At 64.3% G+C, this 17,526-nt stretch carries 20 protein-coding genes, 1 tRNA gene and 1 pseudogene; 11 read left to right on the top strand and 11 right to left on the bottom strand.

Annotated features, from left to right (window positions below; genetic code table 11):
* The first annotated feature begins 38 nt into the window (after positions 1-38).
* Positions 39-368, top strand: a complete 330-nt coding sequence (locus tag JG743_RS13790; protein WP_202301114.1) for a c-type cytochrome — start codon at positions 39-41, stop codon at positions 366-368.
* Between the two features lie 602 nt (positions 369-970).
* On the opposite strand, the gene JG743_RS13785 is transcribed toward JG743_RS13790, so the two are convergent.
* The 3 genes from JG743_RS13785 to JG743_RS13775 form a co-directional block, all read right to left on the bottom strand.
* Positions 971-1,046: transfer RNA gene (locus JG743_RS13785), tRNA-Lys, on the bottom strand.
* A gap of 194 nt (positions 1,047-1,240) precedes the next feature.
* The gene (locus JG743_RS13780) at positions 1,241-1,546 is read right to left on the bottom strand and encodes a hypothetical protein (RefSeq protein ID WP_202301112.1); all 306 of its coding nucleotides are present in this window, start codon (positions 1,544-1,546) and stop codon (positions 1,241-1,243) included.
* Positions 1,547-1,602: 56 nt separating this feature from the next.
* Positions 1,603-2,508: a PhzF family phenazine biosynthesis protein gene (locus JG743_RS13775; RefSeq protein WP_202301110.1), complete on the bottom strand. Its 906-nt coding sequence runs from the start codon at positions 2,506-2,508 to the stop codon at positions 1,603-1,605.
* A 101-nt stretch (positions 2,509-2,609) separates the two neighbouring features.
* Here JG743_RS13775 and JG743_RS13770 point away from each other — a divergent pair, with 101 nt between their 5' ends.
* The 4 genes from JG743_RS13770 (at position 2,610) to JG743_RS13755 (ending at position 6,264) form a co-directional block, all read left to right on the top strand.
* Positions 2,610-3,896: an efflux RND transporter periplasmic adaptor subunit gene (locus JG743_RS13770; RefSeq protein ID WP_202301108.1), complete on the top strand. Its 1,287-nt coding sequence runs from the start codon at positions 2,610-2,612 to the stop codon at positions 3,894-3,896.
* A gap of 4 nt (positions 3,897-3,900) precedes the next feature.
* On the top strand, positions 3,901-4,605 hold the full coding sequence (locus JG743_RS13765) for an ABC transporter ATP-binding protein (protein ID WP_202301106.1): 705 nt from the start codon (positions 3,901-3,903) through the stop codon (positions 4,603-4,605).
* A 100-nt stretch (positions 4,606-4,705) separates the two neighbouring features.
* Positions 4,706-5,923: an ABC transporter permease gene (locus JG743_RS13760; RefSeq protein WP_202301104.1), complete on the top strand. Its 1,218-nt coding sequence runs from the start codon at positions 4,706-4,708 to the stop codon at positions 5,921-5,923.
* Between the two features lie 98 nt (positions 5,924-6,021).
* Positions 6,022-6,264, top strand: a complete 243-nt coding sequence (locus JG743_RS13755) for a hypothetical protein (RefSeq protein ID WP_202301094.1) — start codon at positions 6,022-6,024, stop codon at positions 6,262-6,264.
* A gap of 27 nt (positions 6,265-6,291) precedes the next feature.
* On the opposite strand, the gene JG743_RS13750 is transcribed toward JG743_RS13755, so the two are convergent.
* Entirely contained in the window at positions 6,292-6,765 is a 474-nt protein-coding gene (locus JG743_RS13750) for an Lrp/AsnC family transcriptional regulator (RefSeq protein ID WP_202301092.1), read from the bottom strand.
* 146 nt (positions 6,766-6,911) lie between these two features.
* Here JG743_RS13750 and JG743_RS13745 point away from each other — a divergent pair, with 146 nt between their 5' ends.
* Positions 6,912-7,982 carry a 1-aminocyclopropane-1-carboxylate deaminase gene (locus JG743_RS13745; RefSeq protein ID WP_202301081.1) on the top strand — a complete coding sequence of 357 codons (1,071 nt, stop codon included), beginning with the start codon at positions 6,912-6,914 and terminating at the stop codon, positions 7,980-7,982.
* Between the two features lie 107 nt (positions 7,983-8,089).
* On the opposite strand, the gene JG743_RS13740 is transcribed toward JG743_RS13745, so the two are convergent.
* Positions 8,090-8,815, bottom strand: coding sequence for a hypothetical protein (locus JG743_RS13740; RefSeq protein ID WP_202301079.1), 726 nt, complete (start codon positions 8,813-8,815; stop codon positions 8,090-8,092).
* A gap of 151 nt (positions 8,816-8,966) precedes the next feature.
* On the bottom strand, positions 8,967-10,079 hold the full coding sequence (locus JG743_RS13735; RefSeq protein WP_202301077.1) for an endonuclease/exonuclease/phosphatase family protein: 1,113 nt from the start codon (positions 10,077-10,079) through the stop codon (positions 8,967-8,969).
* A gap of 165 nt (positions 10,080-10,244) precedes the next feature.
* On the opposite strand from JG743_RS13735, the gene JG743_RS13730 reads away from it, so the two are divergent.
* Together JG743_RS13730 and JG743_RS13725 are read left to right on the top strand one after the other, a co-directional pair.
* Complete coding sequence (locus JG743_RS13730) at positions 10,245-10,826, top strand: BA14K family protein (RefSeq protein ID WP_202301070.1); 582 nt, start codon at positions 10,245-10,247, stop codon at positions 10,824-10,826.
* A 154-nt stretch (positions 10,827-10,980) separates the two neighbouring features.
* Positions 10,981-11,265 carry a PilZ domain-containing protein gene (locus JG743_RS13725; RefSeq protein WP_202301069.1) on the top strand — a complete coding sequence of 95 codons (285 nt, stop codon included), beginning with the start codon at positions 10,981-10,983 and terminating at the stop codon, positions 11,263-11,265.
* Between the two features lie 88 nt (positions 11,266-11,353).
* Here the strand turns inward: JG743_RS13725 and ilvC are convergent, their stop codons facing one another.
* From ilvC to JG743_RS13710, 3 genes are all read right to left on the bottom strand, one after another.
* The gene (ilvC, locus tag JG743_RS13720) at positions 11,354-12,373 is read right to left on the bottom strand and encodes a ketol-acid reductoisomerase (protein WP_202301059.1); all 1,020 of its coding nucleotides are present in this window, start codon (positions 12,371-12,373) and stop codon (positions 11,354-11,356) included.
* Positions 12,374-12,398: 25 nt separating this feature from the next.
* Complete coding sequence (locus JG743_RS13715; protein WP_202301057.1) at positions 12,399-13,052, bottom strand: TetR/AcrR family transcriptional regulator; 654 nt, start codon at positions 13,050-13,052, stop codon at positions 12,399-12,401.
* A gap of 160 nt (positions 13,053-13,212) precedes the next feature.
* Positions 13,213-13,671 (bottom strand): MarR family winged helix-turn-helix transcriptional regulator, encoded by a 459-nt coding sequence (locus tag JG743_RS13710; protein ID WP_202301055.1) that lies wholly within the window; start codon positions 13,669-13,671, stop codon positions 13,213-13,215.
* A 98-nt stretch (positions 13,672-13,769) separates the two neighbouring features.
* Here JG743_RS13710 and JG743_RS13705 point away from each other — a divergent pair, with 98 nt between their 5' ends.
* Together JG743_RS13705 and JG743_RS13700 are read left to right on the top strand one after the other, a co-directional pair.
* Positions 13,770-14,075 (top strand): Rieske (2Fe-2S) protein, encoded by a 306-nt coding sequence (locus tag JG743_RS13705; protein WP_202301053.1) that lies wholly within the window; start codon positions 13,770-13,772, stop codon positions 14,073-14,075.
* Position 14,076: 1 nt separating this feature from the next.
* Positions 14,077-14,797 (top strand): annotated as a pseudogene (locus tag JG743_RS13700) (glutathione S-transferase family protein).
* Here JG743_RS13700 and JG743_RS13695 read toward each other — a convergent pair.
* Both JG743_RS13695 and JG743_RS13690 read right to left on the bottom strand, forming a co-directional pair.
* Complete coding sequence (locus JG743_RS13695) at positions 14,745-15,983, bottom strand: FAD-dependent oxidoreductase (RefSeq protein WP_202301051.1); 1,239 nt, start codon at positions 15,981-15,983, stop codon at positions 14,745-14,747. The pseudogene JG743_RS13700 and the gene JG743_RS13695 sit on opposite strands and share 53 nt — an antisense overlap.
* Before the next feature lie 76 nt (positions 15,984-16,059).
* Positions 16,060-16,470, bottom strand: a complete 411-nt coding sequence (locus JG743_RS13690) for a winged helix-turn-helix transcriptional regulator (RefSeq protein WP_202301049.1) — start codon at positions 16,468-16,470, stop codon at positions 16,060-16,062.
* A gap of 137 nt (positions 16,471-16,607) precedes the next feature.
* Between JG743_RS13690 and JG743_RS13685 the strand changes: the two genes are divergently transcribed.
* Entirely contained in the window at positions 16,608-17,501 is an 894-nt protein-coding gene (locus JG743_RS13685; protein WP_202301046.1) for an SDR family oxidoreductase, read from the top strand.
* Positions 17,502-17,526 lie beyond the last annotated feature (25 nt).

Genomic DNA, 17,526 nt, shown 5'->3' with positions numbered 1-17,526 from the left:
AAAAGGCCACGGACGACGGAGCATTCGCGGAGCATAGTATGCGTGGCTTGATCCTTGGCCTGGCTGCTCTCGTGGCCACCTCGTCATTTGCGCACGCAGCAGGCGACAGCGCTGCCGGCCGGAAAGTCATGGTGCAATGCCAAGTGTGCCACGGCACGGATGGCCTCAGCAAACTGAATTACGCGCCCAATCTCGCCGGGCAGAAGTACGACTATCTCGTCCACGCGCTGATGACTTACAAGGCCGGAGAGCGCAAGAGTCAAATGATGTCGCAGGTCATCAAGAGCCTGAGCGATGAAGATATCGCCAATGTTGCGGCCTACTATGCCGGGATCAAGATCACCGTCGAAGTTCCCAGTGACAAGTAAGTCGATTGCGCGGATCGACAACTGTTCTCGCACCGTCTTCAACAGCGCCTCATATAGAACCTGGAGCGAGCGATAGTCATCGCACTATGGCGATATTAGCGGGCCGACGATGCTCTTATGCAGCCCTTCTGCCGGCCGTAGGAAAGATGGCCGGCACCTGTTGGGCGGGGGTAAGGCGCCGGCCAGTGGCGGGCTTAATAGGCGGCCCGTTCTCGTATGGCGTGATCGCGTAGGTTACCCACGAACCGTCAGTGTCGACCGAGTGGTCTGGCTCTCGGTGGCAAGCTTTCACATGGATTTGCGGCCAATCTGGCGGCTCGCCTCTCTCTTAGGCACAGGGACTGTTTTCTTGCCAGTAGCTCATCGCGATCATCGTCAGCGGCCGATCGGCCACACCTCGCAATCACATAGTCGGCTCTGTTCGTTCGAAAGTCTTCTTTTTGAACAGGCAACATCGTTCCTCCCGGTTCGAGGCCTCCCTCCCTTTTTTGGCTGATGGAGACACTAACTGCCGATGCAGCGCGCGAGTCTACCAATTGGGGATTGCAGCGGGGCTATCCGGGCCTCGCGAAACAATATCCAATTGATTTAGAAGGGGAATTTGGTGGGTGTGCACAGGATCGAACTGTGGACCCGCTGATTAAGAGTCAGCTGCTCTACCAACTGAGCTACACACCCACACGGCCGGTAAACCCAGCGTTGGCGGCATATAGCCGCCGATCTCCGCCGTGTCTAGCCCTGCTTGAATCATTTCCCGACAAATCGCCTGCCTTTGATTTTGAGCGCTCTTGCGAAACCGGAGCCGGTAGTTCGGATGACCGTGTTTTTGAGGACGGCGTTCGCGCTCAGGCGCCAAACGTGCAGATGCGATTTCAGTCGGCCACTTCGATCAAAATGCCGAAGATTGCGTTCGGGCTTATCCATCCGTTGATGCCGCCTCGATTATTGCCGATCTGGAACTGACCGTTTCTCATGGCCTTCACCAGATGCAAATATTGAGCCCCGCCGACACGGCACAGAACGATGTCACCAACGCCAAGCACGCTCGCATCGGTTACTGGCTTGACCGTGCAGAGTTGACCGCTCTCGATCTTGCCTTTCATCGAATGGCCGCGCGGACGAAACTGGACCGTTTCTCCTGACTGCAGGCGCGCAATATATCCTGTCGCCCAACCCATCTGTTTCCCCTCTCGCCCGAACGCGCCGGCTCCTGCAGCCGGACCAATGCGCGCGTTCAGACGAACAGCTTGCCTTCGGCCACCTTGATGGCGTTGCCGCCGATCCGGGCCGAGGCCAGTTTTCCGGCCTCGACAGTGAGTTCGAGCCGGATGCGCGATGGCCGGCTCATCTCCAGCCCCTGCTCGATCCAGAGCTGCGAAATGCCGTCGGTCGGGCCGTCGAAATGCATGATGGCGCCGGCAAAGGCGGCCGCCGCCGAACCGGTCGCCGGGTCCTCATAGGAGGGGCTGCCGGGCACGATCATGCGCACATGGAAGGCGCTCTCGTGGTTCACCGTCTCGCGGCAATAGACGTAAGGACTGGCGAAAGCCCATTCGCTCTTGCGCGGCGCCAGCTCCGACCAGGCCTGGTTGTCCAGCTTGACCCGCGCCGCCGCTTCCAGATTGGCGACGGGGATGGTCACGTAAGGCACGCCGGCCGACCAGAACGAGACGCGGTGATTCTCGAAGCCGATCTCGTGCGGTGCCAGGCCGAGCGCCGCGCCAATCGCCACCGGGTCGGCGGAGAGCTCCAGCGGCTCCGGCAGCTTCGCCAGGTCAAACTCGGCGAAGGTGGCGCCGTCATGCTTGCTCACCGCGCAGCGCACCAGGCCGATATTCTCTTCAAGCACGAAGATGCCGGCGGTCTCGCCGGCCATATCCGCGAGAGCGATCGCCGAACCGACGGTCGGATGGCCGGCGAACGGCATCTCATAGTCGGGCGTGAAGATGCGGATGCGTGCACGGTGCTTGGCGTTGTCGGGCGGCAGCACGAACACCGTTTCGGAAAGATTGAATTCGCGCGCGATGGCTTGCATCGCCGCCGTGTCCAGCCCCTTGCTGTCCAGGACGACAGCCAGGGGATTGCCGGCCAGCCGCTCGGTCGTGAAGACATCGTAGAGCAAGTAATTCCGGGTTTTCATTCTTGCCTCAATCCCAACATGGGCGAAATTTAATTTGTAATTCGAACCGCAAAGCCTGATCTGTGCACAGACAGGGACATTGCGCATTATAGGGGTCCAGCGTGGACCAGGTTGTCAATCCGCCAAAGACGGAATCGGATTCCGCCATCGAGACGGCGCTCGGCCTCGACCGCAACGGCCTGCGCAGGACGCGCCGGCGCGGTTGGCTGTATGCCCTGCTGGCGCTGATCGCCGTCGCCGCGGCGGGTGCCTTCTATCAGTGGTACGCCGGCTCTCCGGCCAAGATCGACTATACCACGGTGCCGGCGGCCGTTGCCGACCTCACCATCCAGGTCTCGGCCACCGGCACACTACAGCCGCTGACGCAGGTCGATATCTCCAGCGAGCTTTCAGGCGTCGTCCGCTCGGTCGCGGTCGAGGAGAACCAGCAGGTCAAGAAGGGCGACGTGCTGGCGACGCTCGACACCGCCAAGCTGGAGGTTCAGATCGAGCGCGCCCAGGCTTCCGCCAAGGCAGCCGCGGCCAATGTCGAGGACGCCACCGTGACGCTGAAGGAGAACGAGAACGCGCTGACACGCGCGAACGAGCTCACCAAGCGCGGCATGGCGACCGACCAGTCTCTCGAGGCGGCGACCGCAACCCGCGACCGCTCCAAGGCGGCTCTCGACAGCGCCGAGGCCAACCTTGCCATCGCCAATGCCGACCTCAAGGCGCAGCAGACCGACCTTGCCAAGAGCACCATCTACGCGCCGATCGACGGCATCGTGCTCACGCGCTCGGTCGACCCCGGCCAGACGGTCGCCTCCTCGCTGCAGGCGCCGGTGCTGTTCGTCATTGCCGCCGACCTCAGAAACATGGAGCTTCAGGCAGCGGTCGACGAGGCCGATATCGGCTCGGTCAAGCCCGGCCAGCACGCCCGCTTCACCGTCGATGCCTTTCCGGAGCGGCCCTTCGACGCCGAGATCCGCGACATCTCCTATGCCTCCGTCACCACTGACGGCGTCGTCACCTACAATGCACGGCTGGAGGTCGACAACAGCGAGCTGCTGCTCAGGCCCGGCATGACAGCCACCGTCTCGGTCGTCACCAAACAGGCCAAGGGCGTGCTCACCGTGCCGGCCACCGCCTTCCGTTACCGGCCGGCGCCGCCCGCCGCCCGCACGTGGAGCCTGCGCGACCTGTTCACCGGCCGCTTGGGCCGTCCGGGCCGTCAGCGCGACGCAGCGCCGAGACCGACCGATGGCTCGCGTACGCTCTATGTGCTGGAAAATGGTCGACCGCACGCGGTCAACGTCAAGGTCGGTTCCACCGACGGCGAGCTGACCGAGATCACGTCCGGTCTCGACGAGGGCGCGCAGGTCATCACCGGCTCGCAGCAGCGGAGCTGATGCCGTGTCGGGCTCCACGCTGATTGCCTTCGACAAGGTCTGGAAAACCTATGGCCAGGGCGAGGCCCGCGTGCATGCGCTGGCCGGCGTCGATCTCGCCATCCGCAAGGGCGAGTTCGTCGCCATCATGGGTCCGTCCGGCTCCGGCAAGTCGACGGCGATGAACATCATCGGCTGCCTCGATACGCCGACGGTCGGGACCTACAGTTTCGAGGGCATCGATGCCGGGCGGCTCGACCGCAACCGCCGCGCCATGCTGCGCAACCTCTATGTCGGCTTTGTCTTCCAGGGCTACAATCTCTTGCCGCGCACCACGGCGGCGGAGAATGTCGAGCTGCCGCTGATCTATCGCGGCGTCGCCGCGCGCGGGCGCCGCGAGCTCGCCATGCAGGCGCTGGCCGAGGTCGGCCTGGTCGGGCGCGAACACCACACGCCGGCCGAGCTTTCCGGCGGCCAGCAGCAGCGGGTGGCGATCGCGCGCGCCATCGTTACCAGGCCGACGCTGCTCGTTGCGGACGAACCGACCGGCAATCTCGACACCGCCCGCACGCACGAGATCATGGATCTCCTGACCAGGCTCAACGCCGAGCTCGGCCTGACCATCGTCATGGTCACGCACGAGGCCGACGTGGCGGCCTATGCCGAGCGCACGATCCGCTTCCTCGACGGCCACGTAGCCTCGGACAGCGCAACGCTGGAAGCGGCCTAGCCATGATCCCGCAAAGTGGAATCCGGTTTTCGGGAAAGATCATGGCCAACCAAAAAGATAGAGCCCCATCCCGGCTCTGTCGGGATGGAAGGCTCTGGCCATGATCTGGGAAACCGTCCGCCTTTCGCTGATCTCGATCCGCAGGAATGTGCTGCGCTCGTTCCTGACCTTGCTCGGCATCGTCATCGGCGTTGCCGCCGTAATCGCCATGCTGACCATCGGCTCCGGCACGACCCAGAAGGTCAAGTCGGACATTTCCAAGCTCGGCAGCAATTTGCTCGTCGTCCGCTCCGGCCGTCCGGCCGGCCCCGGCGGACCGGGCGGGCCCGAGCAGGTCACGCGTCCCCTCGCCGAGAAGGATCTTGCCGCGCTCGTCAAGCATCTCGACGGCGCCCGCGCCATCTCGCCCGCCTCGCAAAAGCAGGTGCGCGTCATCTTCGGCACCGAGAGCCTGACATCGGGCGTAACCGGCACCGACAGCGCCTATCTCGACGCCCGCGACTGGAAGCTGGTCTCCGGGCGCCCGTTCAGCGATTCCGAGACCCGTGCCGGAGCGGGCGTCTGCCTGGTCGGCGAGACGGTGCGCCAGCAGTTCTTCGGCGCCGGCGATCCGGAAGGCGAGATCATCCGCGTCAACCGCACCTCCTGTAAAATCATCGGCCTCTTGGAGCCCAAGGGCTATACCGGCTTCGGCCAGGACCAGGACAATGTCGTGCTGATGCCGCTTGCCGCCTACCAACGCCGCATCGCCGGCAACCGCGACATCGATTCCATCTACATTGCCGCCGACGACCGGACGCCGACGACCGAATTGCAGCCGCGCGTCGAGGACATCCTGCGCGACACGCGCCGCGTCACACCCGACCGCGATGACGATTTCTCGATCCGCGACATGACGCAGATCGCCGATGCCATGGCCAGCGCCACCACCACGATGACCGGCATGCTGGGCGCCGTCGCCGGCGTCAGCCTGCTTGTCGGCGGCATCGGCATCATGAACATCATGCTGGTCTCGGTTACCGAGCGCACGCGCGAGATTGGTATCAGGCTGGCGATCGGCGCGCATGAGAAGCACATCCTGATCCAGTTCCTGGTCGAGGCGACGGTGCTGTCGCTGCTCGGCGGCATCATCGGCATTGTGATCGGGCTCTCGCTCGCCGCCATCGCGTCGGTGGCGCTGACTATTCCCTTCGCGCCGAGCCCCGCCGTCATCCTGCTCGCCGTCGGGTTCTCGGCGCTGATCGGCATGGTGTTCGGCTTCTTCCCGGCGCTGCGCGGCGCAAGGCTCGACCCGATCGAGGCGCTGCGGCACGAGTGAGGCGGCTGAACCGCTGCCGGAATGCGGCCTCGCTGCCCTCTGTCGCCGCGCATCCGGCAATGCTACTGCAGTAACCTTGGCAGACGGGGGAGATGCAAATGAGCAAGAAGGCGCGGCTGATCCTGGTGTTGGCGATCATCGAGGCCGGCTTGGCTGGCCTGTGGTGGTACCTGGCCCGCTACGGCATCCAGAACCCCGATCGTGTCGCCGCGAATTTCCAGGAGGTCGTCGGCCAGACCATGGGAATGGCGATGGGCGCGTTGCTTGGCCTCGGCGTCATCCTGTTTTTCGTCGCCGCCCGCAACGATCGCAGGGCTTTGCAGGACAAGGGGCAGCGCTGACCCAGCCCGCTCTTGCGCCGCGGCCTGTCAAAACGGAAGTCGCGCATTCTCCTTGACCTCCTTCATGACGAAGAAAGTCCGGGTTTGCCTTACGCCCGGTAGCGCGATCAGCTTCTGCCCGTGGAGCTTGTTGAAATCCGCCATGTCGCGAACCCTTATCTTCAGCAGATAGTCGAAGTCGCCGGCCACGAGATTGCAGTCGAGAACCTCCTTGAGCCTGAGCACGGCTTCCTCGAAAGCGGCGAAGCTTTCAGGTGTCGAGCGGTCGAGCACGACGCCGACCATGACCAGCGCGCCAAGCCCCACCGTGGCGGGCGCGATTTCCGCCCTGACCCCGGTGATGTAACCCTCCTCGAACAGGCGTTGCGTGCGCCTGTGGCAGGTGGCGGCGCTGACGTTCACGCGCGCCGCCAGCTCCGCATTGGTAAGTCGTCCCTCGGCCTGAAGGGCGCGCAGGATCCTGACGTCGATGCGGTCCAGAGTCTCGGAAGATTCTTCCATTTTGCCAGCTCATATGAACGAACAGCTCAATCATATCGCAGATATCCGGGAGATGTGAAAATTCTGTCGGCAAGTTCGAGAGCACCTTTCGCCGGACTGAGCCTACTATCAACGCATCGAAAACGACAAAAAACGGAGACAGATCGATGTCACTTCTGGCGAAGTTTGAACGCTATCCGCTGACCTTCGGTCCGACGCCCATCGAGCATCTGCCGCGGCTGAGCGCGGCGCTGGGCGGAAAGGTGCAGGTCTACGCAAAGCGTGACGATTGCAATTCCGGGCTCGCCATGGGCGGGAACAAGCTGCGGAAGCTCGAATACATCGTGCCGGACGCTCTTCGCTCCGGCGCCGACACTCTGGTGTCGATCGGCGGCGTCCAGTCGAACCATACGCGCATGGTAGCCGCGACAGCCGCCAAGATCGGCATGAAGTGCGTGGTGATCCAGGAGAAATGGGTGCCCCACTATGACGCGGTCTACGACCGGGTCGGCAACATCCTGCTGACGCGCCTGATGGGCGCGGACAGCCGGCTCGTCGACGACGGCTTCGACATCGGCATCCGCAGGAGCTGGGAGGACGCGATCCAGTCGGTCAGGGACGCCGGCGGCAGGCCCTACCCGATCCCGGCCGGCGCTTCGGTGCACAAGTTCGGCGGGCTCGGCTATGTCGGCTTCGCCGAGGAGGTTGCCACCCAGGAAGCCGAACTCGGCTTCACCTTCGACTACATAATCGTGTGCGTGGTGACCGGCTCGACGCAGGCCGGCATGATCGTCGGCTTCGCCGCGCAGGACCGCGCCGATCGGGTGATCGGCATCGACGCCTCCGGGACGCTCGACCAGACACGCGCGCAGGTGCGCCGTATCGTCGACGACACCGCTACCCTGGTCGGGCTCGGCCGCGCCGTGCGCGAGGACGAGATCGTGATCAACCCCGACTATGCCTATCCGGCCTATGGCGTTCCGTCGGAGGCGACAAACGACGCAATCCGGCTGGCGGCCCGCACGGAGGCCATGATCACCGACCCGGTCTACGAGGGAAAGTCGATGCAGGGCCTGATCGACCTGACCAGGAAAGGCTTCTTTCCCGAGGGATCGAGAATCCTCTACGCGCATCTCGGTGGCGCGCCGGCCATCAACGGCTACAGCTATTACTACAAGGATGACGGCGGCACCCGAGAAAGCGCATTGGACGACGCGTTGCCGCCGCTCTTCCCCTGAGGACTAGATGCATGTCGCCCAAAAGTGTGCAGCGGTTTTGGGAAGACGACCTGCATAAAACAAAGACCTAAAGCGCGTCGCCCGAATCCGTCTCGACACGACGCGCTTTAGGGGCTCTCGCCGCGGTGAGCGAAGTGCCACTCGATCAGCGGCTTCATATGCCCCATCAGCCCGTCCGGCAGGTCGGTGGCATGGCGCACGATCACCGGGCCATCGATCTCCGGCTCCGCTTCGGCGGCAACGAAGGCGCTGATGCGCCGCGCGATCTCGTCGGCGGGTTCGCTCACCCGGTAGCGGCGGAAGATCACGGTGCCGCTCGGCGTCGACAGCGCATGGTAGCGCCTGCCGCGCTCGGCGCCCGACAGGTCGAGGCCGGTCTCCTCGCGCACCTCGCGGATCATGTTGAAGTCGACATCGACCAGGCCGTCGCGGAAATCGACCGGCTCGAACGAACCGGCGGCGAAATAGACGCGGCCGGCGTTCACCGTGTGCCCGCCCATGCGGATCGCCACCAGCGCATTGTCGCCGGCGACCAGCACGGCATGCGCATAGGCATGCTCGGCGCCGGCCACGTCGCGGTTCTTGCGCCACAGCATGAAGGTCGAATACTTCACCGCGTGGCAGCGCCCGACGAGCCGGCTGTCGCGATAGGCGAGCGCCGAAAGCAGCACCACCGTGCCGTCGTACAGCGCCGGGTTGGCCCCCATCTCGCGCCGCCAGTTCTCGGCGATCGCCTTGGCGTTATCACGCTCGAACGGATGTGGTCCGGGATCGAGCCGGACATCGACATCGTCGACCGGCAGGATGACATTGCGCGGCAGGTCGAAATTCATCTTGCTCTGAGGTGTGTTGAGATACAGGTCAGGCCGCGCCGAAAATGGTGGTTTTCGAGAACCGGAGCGGAGCGGACAATCAGGTCCGTGAGCACCGGAAGCGGAGAAAACCGCCATTTGCAGGCCGGCCTCACCTGAATATCAACACAGCTCAGGCCATGTCCAGCGCGACCACCACCGGGCAATGATCGGACGCCTTCGGCCGGTCCCATCCGGCGCGCGGAAAGCGCTCCACTTCCTGACCCGCCGGAAATATGGTGCGCCAAGGCTGGCCGGCGCGGACGATGTCGGGAATAGCGGTCGCGTTCTTCGCCGCCAGCGCCTTCGACAACAGGATGTAGTCGAGCTGGCAGAGGTGACGCTCTTCCGGCCCGCGCGTGTGATAGAAACTCCAGCGGTCCATCTCCGGCCGCCGCTCGACGACGTTTTCGCAAAAGCCGCCGGCGGTCAGGACATTGATGCAGGACTGGCTCTCGTCGATCACGTGGAAACGGTAGCCGTCGACGCTGTCGCCCTCGATCTTCACGCGCTGCCGGTAGTCGTTCATGTCGCCGCAGATCGCCCAGCGCTTGTCGGCGGCGTGGTCCTTGCCAAAGCGCTCCTCGATGATGCGGCGCACCGCCTGCGCCTCGGCGACGCGCAGCGGCATCGTCGCCTCGCGTCCGTCGAGGCCGTTGCGCGGCGAGCCCATCGATTTGAAATGGACGAGATAGAGCGTCAGCGGCACGCCGCCGATCTTCAGGTCTACCTCGAGGCAGTCACGGCGGAAGATGCGTTCGATGGCCTGGTGCCCGAGCGCCGCCAGTTCCGGCGTGAACAGGCCGAACTGCTCGAAGGTGACATGGGCGTGGCTGGTCATGCGCACGAATTCGATCGGCTGGCCCTCAGCCGTTTCGCTGCGCATCATCACGGCAACGTCGATGCCGCGCGTATCATTGCCGGCCGTGGTGTATTTCTGCCGGTAGCCCTGCCCGACCATCTTGAACAGGTAGCCATATTCGAAGGCCTTCAGCGCCTCGATGTTGTCGACCTCCTGCATGCAGATGATGTCGGCACGGGTGGCGGCGATCGCCAGCGCGGTGAGCTGGCGCGTATCGTCGGACTGGGCAATGGCGCGCGCCTGCTCCAGCATCTTGTACTCGGCCTCGCTCCGGATATCGAACAGCGCCAGCGCCCGGTCTTCATTGAGCTGGTTGCGGTAGCCGGAAAAATCGAACCTGTTCATCAGGTTCTCGACATTGAAGGTAGCAAGGCGCAGCGACATGGCCGTGACCATTGCCTGCAAGTACCGGTGAAGACAAGAGCCTCTAGGCGCCCGTCATGGTTGACGGAACCTTTCCGTTCATCCGCCGTTCAGACGGCAAGGTCCATGAATAGGCCTCTTCCCGGGGTATTCTGGGCGTGGGGCCTGAAATCTTCGGAGTGTGCTATGAAAACGCTCTTTTTGTCTTCCCTCGGATCAGGGCTGATGACCCTGGGACTTGTGGCGGGTCTGACGGCTCCGTCGTTCGCCGCCCCGATCCTGCAACCGGACCTGTCGGTGCCGACCAGCGTCGTTGCGCCTGGAGTAACGCCCGTCCGTGACGAGTGGGCTGGCGGCAACAATGACCGGCGATACACCGATGAGGAATGGCGCTGGCGCAACCGCGATGGGCGGTGGCGGTCCGGCAATTTCCGCGAGCGCAATTTCTCCCGCAATTGGGACGGTGATCGTAACTGGGATGGCGACGACTGGCGCTGGAGACGCCACCATCATCGCCGTCATTTCAGGGACTCCGATGCCGCCATTTTGGGCCTGGGCCTCGGCCTGGGCTTGGGCAGTCTGGCCTACGGCAACTATTACGATCCCTATCCGCGCTACTATCAGCCCCGCCGCATCTACCGCACGCAGCGTCTGTCCAACGCGCACATCCAGTGGTGCTACGACCGCTACCGTTCGTACCGGGCCTGGGACAATACGTTCCAGCCCTATAACGGGCCGCGCCAGCAGTGCTGGTCGCCGTATAGCTGAGCGGCAACGGATCGAAGAATGCTCAAACGGCGTCGCGCCTCGCGGCGCCGTTTTTTGCCTTGGGGGCACCCGCCAGACACCACCGGCGCTAACGCGCTGTTCATCAGCCGGGTCTATCGAATGGGCGGAGCGGATCGCCCGCAAGCGGAATGCCATGGCCGAGGACGAACACAGGGACAAGCGCAGGCAGCGCGTGCTGAAAGGCGCGTCGATCCTGACCGGCATCGCCAATTCCGAGGTCAAGTGCACGCTGCGCAACATGCATCCCGGCGGCGCCGAGCTGAAAGTGCCAATCGAGGCGCGCGTGCCCGACGAGTTCCTGCTCTATGTGCCGACCGACGGCATTGGCTACAAGGCCGTGGTGCGCTGGCGCCGCGACGACCGCATCGGCGTCGAGTTCGCCGGCACCGAGCCGAAGCCGCACTGGCATTACGGCTGAAGCTCCGCCTCTGGCTAACCGACAAGCTGGCACGAAAGAGCCGGCGGATTGCTCCGCCGGCTCCATCGCGCAATCTTGAGATTTCGAATTAGTTCTTGGCCTTGTCGACCAGCTTGTTCTTGGCGATCCACGGCATCATAGCGCGCAGCTTCGAACCCACCTCTTCGATCTGGTGGCTGTCGTTGTTGCGGCGGATGCCCTTGAAGCGCGCCAGGCCGGCACGGTATTCCTGCATCCATTCCGAGGTGAACTTGCCGGTCTGGATGTCCTTCAGCACGCGCTTCATCTCGGCCTTGGTCTCGGCGGTGATGATACGCGGGCCAGAGACATATTCGCCCCACTCGGCGGTGTTCGAGATCGAGTAGTTCATGTTGGCGATGCCGCCCTCATAGATCAGGTCGACGATCAGCTTCACCTCGTGCAGGCACTCGAAATAGGCCATTTCCGGCGCGTAGCCGGCTTCCACCAGCGTCTCGAAGCCGGCGCGGATCAGCTCGACCAGGCCGCCGCACAGCACCACCTGCTCGCCGAACAGGTCGGTCTCGCATTCCTCGCGGAAATTGGTCTCGATGATGCCCGAACGGCCGCCGCCGACGCCGCAGGCGTAGGAGAGCGCCAGGTCGAGCGCGTTGCCGGAAGCATCATGGTTGACGGCGACCAGGCACGGCACGCCGCCGCCCTTCTGGTATTCGCCGCGCACCGTGTGGCCCGGCCCCTTCGGCGCGATCATGACGACGTCCACGGTCGACTTCGGCTCGATCAGGCCGAAATGCACGTTGAGGCCATGCGCGAAGGCGATCGCCGCGCCATCACGGATGTTCGGCGCGATTTCGTTCTTGTAGATGTCGGCCTGCAGCTCGTCAGGCGTCGCCATCATCATCAGGTCGGCCCATTTGGCGGCGTCCGCGACGCTCAGCACCTTGAGCCCGTCGGCCTCGACCTTCTTGGCGGTTGCCGAGCCGGCCTTGAGGCCGATGGCGATCTCCTTGACACCGGACTCCTTGAGGTTGAGCGCATGCGCCCGGCCCTGGCTGCCATAGCCGATGATGGCAACCTTCTTGCCCTTGATCAGGTTGAGATCGGCGTCACGATCGTAATAGACACGCATTTTCGTCTTCCTTCCCGTTTGAAGATCAGAGGCCTTGCGGCCCGGTTTTTGCTCCGTAGAGAGCGAGAAACTGCTGCGTCGCCCGGACGGCATCGCCGCCGATAGTCGCCTCAGTCAATTCCAGCCGGTCCCCGAGCAGCAGACGGATCTGCACGTCGCGGGCGACCAGCCCGAAGAAGCTGCGGAATGCCGTCTCGGCGTCCGCGAAGTCGAGCAGCCCGGCCTGCCGGCCGGCTTCCAGCACCGGCTTCAGGCGCCTGGCCAGCGCGAAGCGTCCGTTCTGCAGCACGATGGCGCCGAGATCGTCCTTGCCGGAGCCGGCATGGCCGACCGCCACCCGGTTCAGCGCGATCGATGTATCGCTGGAGATCACTTTCAACCAGTCCGAGGCGAAGCGTTCGAGGCTTGCCGTCAGCGAGGCAAGGTCGAGACCCTTGCGGTCGACCGGCGCCACGCGCACCTTGGAGGCCTGCCATTGCACCGTCGCCGTCAACAGCCCGTCGCGATCGCCGAACCATTTGTAGAGCGTTTCCTTAGAACAGCTCGCCCGCCGCGCCACCGCGGTCATGGTCAGGCTGTCGCCCTCCTCGACCAGCAGGCGCAGCGCTGCATCCAGAACGGCCTGCTGCCGCTCCGTCAGCGTCTCGCTGCTGTCGATGTCGGCGCCCGCCTGCAACACGTTTCTTTCTCGCCTGATGAGAGGTCACGTCCGCTTCCAGCGGAGTACCGTACGTTACGGTTCGGCTTATTGCGCAATCCTGCTCCCGACGCAAGGAGAAAATGGAGAAAATCATTTTGGTATCCGAATGCAGCGCGCAAACCGCCAGGTTTGGGTTGGCTCAGTCGCCGGCAGGCGGATCGCGCAACCGCCCGAGCAGGCCCGCCAGCATTTCCAGTTCCACGACCGCAAGCCTGTCGCCCACCAGCTCGGCGATCGACCGCCCGTAGACGGCCCACATCCGGCGGCGCGTCTCGCGCCCGCTGCCGGTGATGCGGATGGTCTGGCCGCGGCCGTCATCGGCCACCGGCAGCTTCTCGACCAGGCCGTGGGCCTCGAGCCGGGCGAGCAGCCGCGAGATGTTGTATTGCGCGAACAAGGTCCGCTCGATCAGCTGGAACGGCCGCAGCCCGCCCTCGCCCGCTTCGGCAAGCTCGTGCAGCACGTCGTACCAGGCAAGCGGTGGCAGGCCGTTCTCCTTCAGCGTATCCTCGACCTTTTCCACCAGCTGGCGTGAAACGCGCATCAGGCGGGCCCAGGCCTTGATAGCGGCCGGCGAAGGGGAGGCTTTCTCGGTCATTCCCGATCATAGGAGGTAGATGCAATTGCATCAAGCTTGACGATCAATGCATCTGCATCTATATAGATGCAATTGCATCGGCATGAAAGGCAAATCCGATGAAGCACGAAATCTGCAAGATCGCCGACATCCCGGAGACGGGCAGCCTGATTGCCCCGTTCTTCGGCCGCGAGGTGCATGTCTGGCGCAGCGGCGACCGCGTCCGCGCGGCGGCGAACGCCTGCCTGCATTTTGGCGGACCCCTCGATTGCAAGGACGGCAAGCTCGTCTGCCAATGGCACGGCGCATCCTTCGACATGGCGAGCGGCGACCGCCTCGAAGGCCCGGCGCCGAAAAACGCACGCCTGATGTTCCTCTCGACCCGCGTCGAGGACGGCGCACTCAACTATGTCTGGGGAGAGTAAGATGGCCGGCAAGCTCACCCTCGTCAGCCATCATCTGTGCCCCTATGTGCAGCGCGCGGCGATCTCACTTACCGAGAAGGGCGTGCCGTTCGAGCGCATCACCATCGATCTCGCCGACAAGCCGGCCTGGTTCAGGGCGATCTCGCCGCTCGGCAAGGTGCCGCTGCTGCGCGTCCATCAGGACGGCGAGGAAACGGTGATTTTCGAATCGGCGGTGATCCTCGAATTCCTCGAGGAAACCGAAGCCAATCCGCTGCATCCCGCTGACCCGCGCCCGGCACCGCGCCTGGATCGAGTTCGGCTCGGCCATTCTGAACGCCATCGGCCGGTTCTACTCCGCTTCCAGCGAGGCCGCTTTCCAAGCCGAAGCCAGCGGGCTGTCGGCGATGTTCGATCGGCTGGAGGCGGAACTGACAGGCCGCACAAGCCAGGGCTCCTGGTTCGCCGGTGCGCATTTTTCACTGGTCGACGCCGTCTACGGACCGATCTTCCGCTATTTCGACGTCTTCGACCGGATCGGCGATTTCGGCATCCTCGATGAAAAGCCGATGGTCGCGCATTGGCGCCAGGCACTGGGCGAACGGCGGTCGGTGGAGGAAGCGGTCGACCAGGATTACCCGCAGCGCCTCGAGGCCTTCCTGCGCGCCAAGGCTTCGCATTTGTCTGAGATCATCCGGCAGGGCGATCAGGCCACCGCGCTTCCTGAAGCCCGATACGCCTGAACGGATCGATCACCGTTCCGGCCACCATCGACGCCAGGAACTGTGGCGCTGGCGGGATTTTGGCGATCGTCGCCACCAGCCGGTCGCGGATGAAAGGCAGCGCCACGGAATCCGACTGATAGAACGGCGTGAAGGCCAGCGACAGCGCCTGGAAGACGCGCACATGCCAGCGCCGCGCCTTGGCATAGGCCTCCAGCGCCGCATCGATGCTGCCCGCCCGCGACAGCGCGTGGCTGAGTGCCGCCGCGTCGAGCAGCGCCATGTTGGCGCCCTGGCCAAGCTGCGGACTGGTCGAATGCGCGGCATCGCCAATCACCGCCAGCCGCCGACCGAAGGGCAGCCGCATTGTGTGGTGGCCGTAGCGCGCCAGCGACAGCTGCTCGAAACTGTCGATCTGGCTGGTGAAGGCAGCGCATTGCGGCCACAGCGAAACCACCCTCGCCTTCCACGCGTCGAGCCCCGCGGCTCGGACGCTTTCGACATCCGCCGGCTTCAGGCTCCAGAAGAAGGCCGCCATCTTCTCGGCGCCGGGCTCGGGCCGGCCGATCGGCAGCACGCCGACCATCACGCTCGCCTTGTCGTAGCGCTGCAGCAAGGCGTTCTCGTCAAAGCCCTCGCCCTTCCAGCCGAGGGAGGTCCAGAACGCGCCGTAGGCCAGCGGCCGCGCCTCGGCCGGATCGTTCAGGCCCTGGCGCAGCTTCGAGCGCGCGCCGCTGGCATCCACGATCAGGTCGAACGAGCCGGCTTTGCGTCCCTTGCCGCAGACCAGCATCGCGCTCTCGCCGGTCTCTAGCGCCTCGATCTCGACATTGGTCTCGATGGTGATCGCCTCGCGCCGGGCGGCGCCGAACAGCACGCCGAACAGCGCCGCACGATGCACCGCCAGCCCGAAGCGGCCGCCGCGCCGGGCGTCGTAGCGGACGTCAAGCACCGTTCGGCCGCTGCCGGCGTCGGCGCCATGCAGCCGGTCGATGCGGCTGCCCAGTGAGAGGATGTCGTTGAGCACGCCAAGCTCGGCCAGCACGCTGAGCCCGGTCGGCTGCAGGATCAGCCCGGAACCGACCGGCTTCGGCTCATCGAACCGCTCGAAGACGGTGACGCGGTGCCCTGCCCGGTTGAGATAGAGCGCCGTGGCCAGCCCGGCCGGCCCGGCGCCGGCAATAGCGATATCGAGAGATTCTTGCATTGCCCGCCCAGCCCGAAGGCCGGACAATCCTTCAGCGGCATGGCTAAATCAAGCCACCGCGCTGACGCATCGCGGCTCAGGCCTGCGCGGCGTCGAATTCGGCCCGCGCTTCGCGCACCGCGTCATGGTTGAGTTCGGCCCACTGGACGAGTTGGTACAAGGGTCCGAACATCGAACGCCCGAGATCGGTCAGGCTGTATTCGACACTTGGCGGCTTGGTCGGGAACACCTCGCGATGGACGTAGCCATCGCGCTGCAGCTCATGCAGCGTCTGGGTCAGCATGCGCTGCGAGATGTCGGGCACCAGCCGCCGCAGTTCACCGAAGCGATAGGGTTTTTCCGCAAGCGCCATCACCAGCAACGGGCTCCATTTGCCGTTAATGCCTTGCATGACGTCGCGAACCGGGCAATCGGCGAAATTGGCGCCGTCCGTCATGGCTTTGTAGATCTCGATCTTCGATTTCAGATTGACGATCTTGCCGTCCATTGCTGGTTCCCTGCGTGTGCCTACCTCCCTGAAAACTGCCTTCTTTACGGCAACGGGTCAATTCCTAATTTAGTGCTGGTCTCTTTTTGAGACCATAACGAGCACCCGCCGCTTCGGCGCAAAATCAGGATCTTCCCATGACCGAAACCCTTCTCGTCACCGGCGCATCCGGCCAGCTTGGCCGCGGCGTCCTCCGCCATCTGCTGGAAGCGCAGAAGATTGCGCCGGCGCGCATCATCGCCACCACGCGCAATCCCGAAAGCCTCGCCGATCTCGCGGCTCTCGGCATCACCGTCAGGGCAGCCGACTTCAACGATCAGGTTTCGCTGGAACAGGCCTTCAAGAGCGCCGACCGCGTGCTGATCATCTCGACCGGCGACCTCGACCTCAAGAGCGGCCGGCGCCTCAAGCAGCATCAGGCCGCGGTATCCGCCGCCAGGGCGGCCGGCGTTTCGCATCTGCTCTACACCTCGATGCCCAACCCGGAGCCGGCCTCGCCGGTACTGTTTGCCGGCGACCACTACGGCACCGAACAGGCGATCAAGGCGAGCGGAATTGCCTACACGATCTTCCGCAACGGCTGGTACCAGGAGAACCTGTTCCTGGCGCTGCCGCACGCCATCGCCTCGGGCAAGTGGTACACGTCGGCGGGTGACGGGCGCATCGCCCATGCCGCGCGCGACGACATGGCCGCCGCGATTGCCGCCGGCCTCGCTTCCAGCTCGACCGAAAGCCGGATCTACACGCTGACCGGCCCGCAAGCCTATACGACGAGCGAGATCGCCGCCCTTGTCAGCGAGGTCACCGGCAAGCCGCTGGACGTCATTCAACTGCCCGACGAGGCCCTGACCGAAGGCGTGAAGGCGGCCGGCGTTCCCGAGGAATTCGCCCGCGTCATCGTTTCCTTCGACGCCAACACCCGCTCCGGCCGCATCGGCATGGTGACGGACGCGATCGAGACGCTGTCGGGACGCAAGCCGCAATCGCTGAAGCAGTTCCTCGAAACCAACAAGGCCGCGCTCGCCGGCTGAGGCGACGCATTCTGTGCGAAGGCCG

The organism is Mesorhizobium sp. 131-2-1 (genome assembly GCF_016756535.1).
GTDB lineage: Bacteria > Pseudomonadota > Alphaproteobacteria > Rhizobiales > Rhizobiaceae > Mesorhizobium.
This window is presented reverse-complemented; position numbering and strand designations above follow the sequence as displayed.

What these genes read in the sequence shown, in the direction of transcription:
- JG743_RS13750 (WP_202301092.1), bottom strand. Translation starts at nt 6,765, where the DNA reads ATGGAAGAATCTTCCGAGACTCTGGACCGCATCGACGTCAGGATCCTG.
- JG743_RS13685 (WP_202301046.1), top strand. Translation starts at nt 16,608, where the DNA reads ATGACCGAAACCCTTCTCGTCACCGGCGCATCCGGCCAGCTTGGCCGC.
- JG743_RS13705 (WP_202301053.1), top strand. Translation starts at nt 13,770, where the DNA reads ATGAAGCACGAAATCTGCAAGATCGCCGACATCCCGGAGACGGGCAGC.
- ilvC (WP_202301059.1), bottom strand. Translation starts at nt 12,373, where the DNA reads ATGCGTGTCTATTACGATCGTGACGCCGATCTCAACCTGATCAAGGGC.
- JG743_RS13740 (WP_202301079.1), bottom strand. Translation starts at nt 8,815, where the DNA reads ATGAATTTCGACCTGCCGCGCAATGTCATCCTGCCGGTCGACGATGTC.
- JG743_RS13745 (WP_202301081.1), top strand. Translation starts at nt 6,912, where the DNA reads ATGTCACTTCTGGCGAAGTTTGAACGCTATCCGCTGACCTTCGGTCCG.
- JG743_RS13775 (WP_202301110.1), bottom strand. Translation starts at nt 2,508, where the DNA reads ATGAAAACCCGGAATTACTTGCTCTACGATGTCTTCACGACCGAGCGG.
- JG743_RS13725 (WP_202301069.1), top strand. Translation starts at nt 10,981, where the DNA reads ATGGCCGAGGACGAACACAGGGACAAGCGCAGGCAGCGCGTGCTGAAA.
- JG743_RS13760 (WP_202301104.1), top strand. Translation starts at nt 4,706, where the DNA reads ATGATCTGGGAAACCGTCCGCCTTTCGCTGATCTCGATCCGCAGGAAT.
- JG743_RS13790 (WP_202301114.1), top strand. Translation starts at nt 39, where the DNA reads ATGCGTGGCTTGATCCTTGGCCTGGCTGCTCTCGTGGCCACCTCGTCA.
- JG743_RS13695 (WP_202301051.1), bottom strand. Translation starts at nt 15,983, where the DNA reads ATGCAAGAATCTCTCGATATCGCTATTGCCGGCGCCGGGCCGGCCGGG.
- JG743_RS13690 (WP_202301049.1), bottom strand. Translation starts at nt 16,470, where the DNA reads ATGGACGGCAAGATCGTCAATCTGAAATCGAAGATCGAGATCTACAAA.
- JG743_RS13735 (WP_202301077.1), bottom strand. Translation starts at nt 10,079, where the DNA reads ATGTCGCTGCGCCTTGCTACCTTCAATGTCGAGAACCTGATGAACAGG.
- JG743_RS13780 (WP_202301112.1), bottom strand. Translation starts at nt 1,546, where the DNA reads ATGGGTTGGGCGACAGGATATATTGCGCGCCTGCAGTCAGGAGAAACG.
- JG743_RS13730 (WP_202301070.1), top strand. Translation starts at nt 10,245, where the DNA reads ATGAAAACGCTCTTTTTGTCTTCCCTCGGATCAGGGCTGATGACCCTG.
- JG743_RS13710 (WP_202301055.1), bottom strand. Translation starts at nt 13,671, where the DNA reads ATGACCGAGAAAGCCTCCCCTTCGCCGGCCGCTATCAAGGCCTGGGCC.
- JG743_RS13755 (WP_202301094.1), top strand. Translation starts at nt 6,022, where the DNA reads ATGAGCAAGAAGGCGCGGCTGATCCTGGTGTTGGCGATCATCGAGGCC.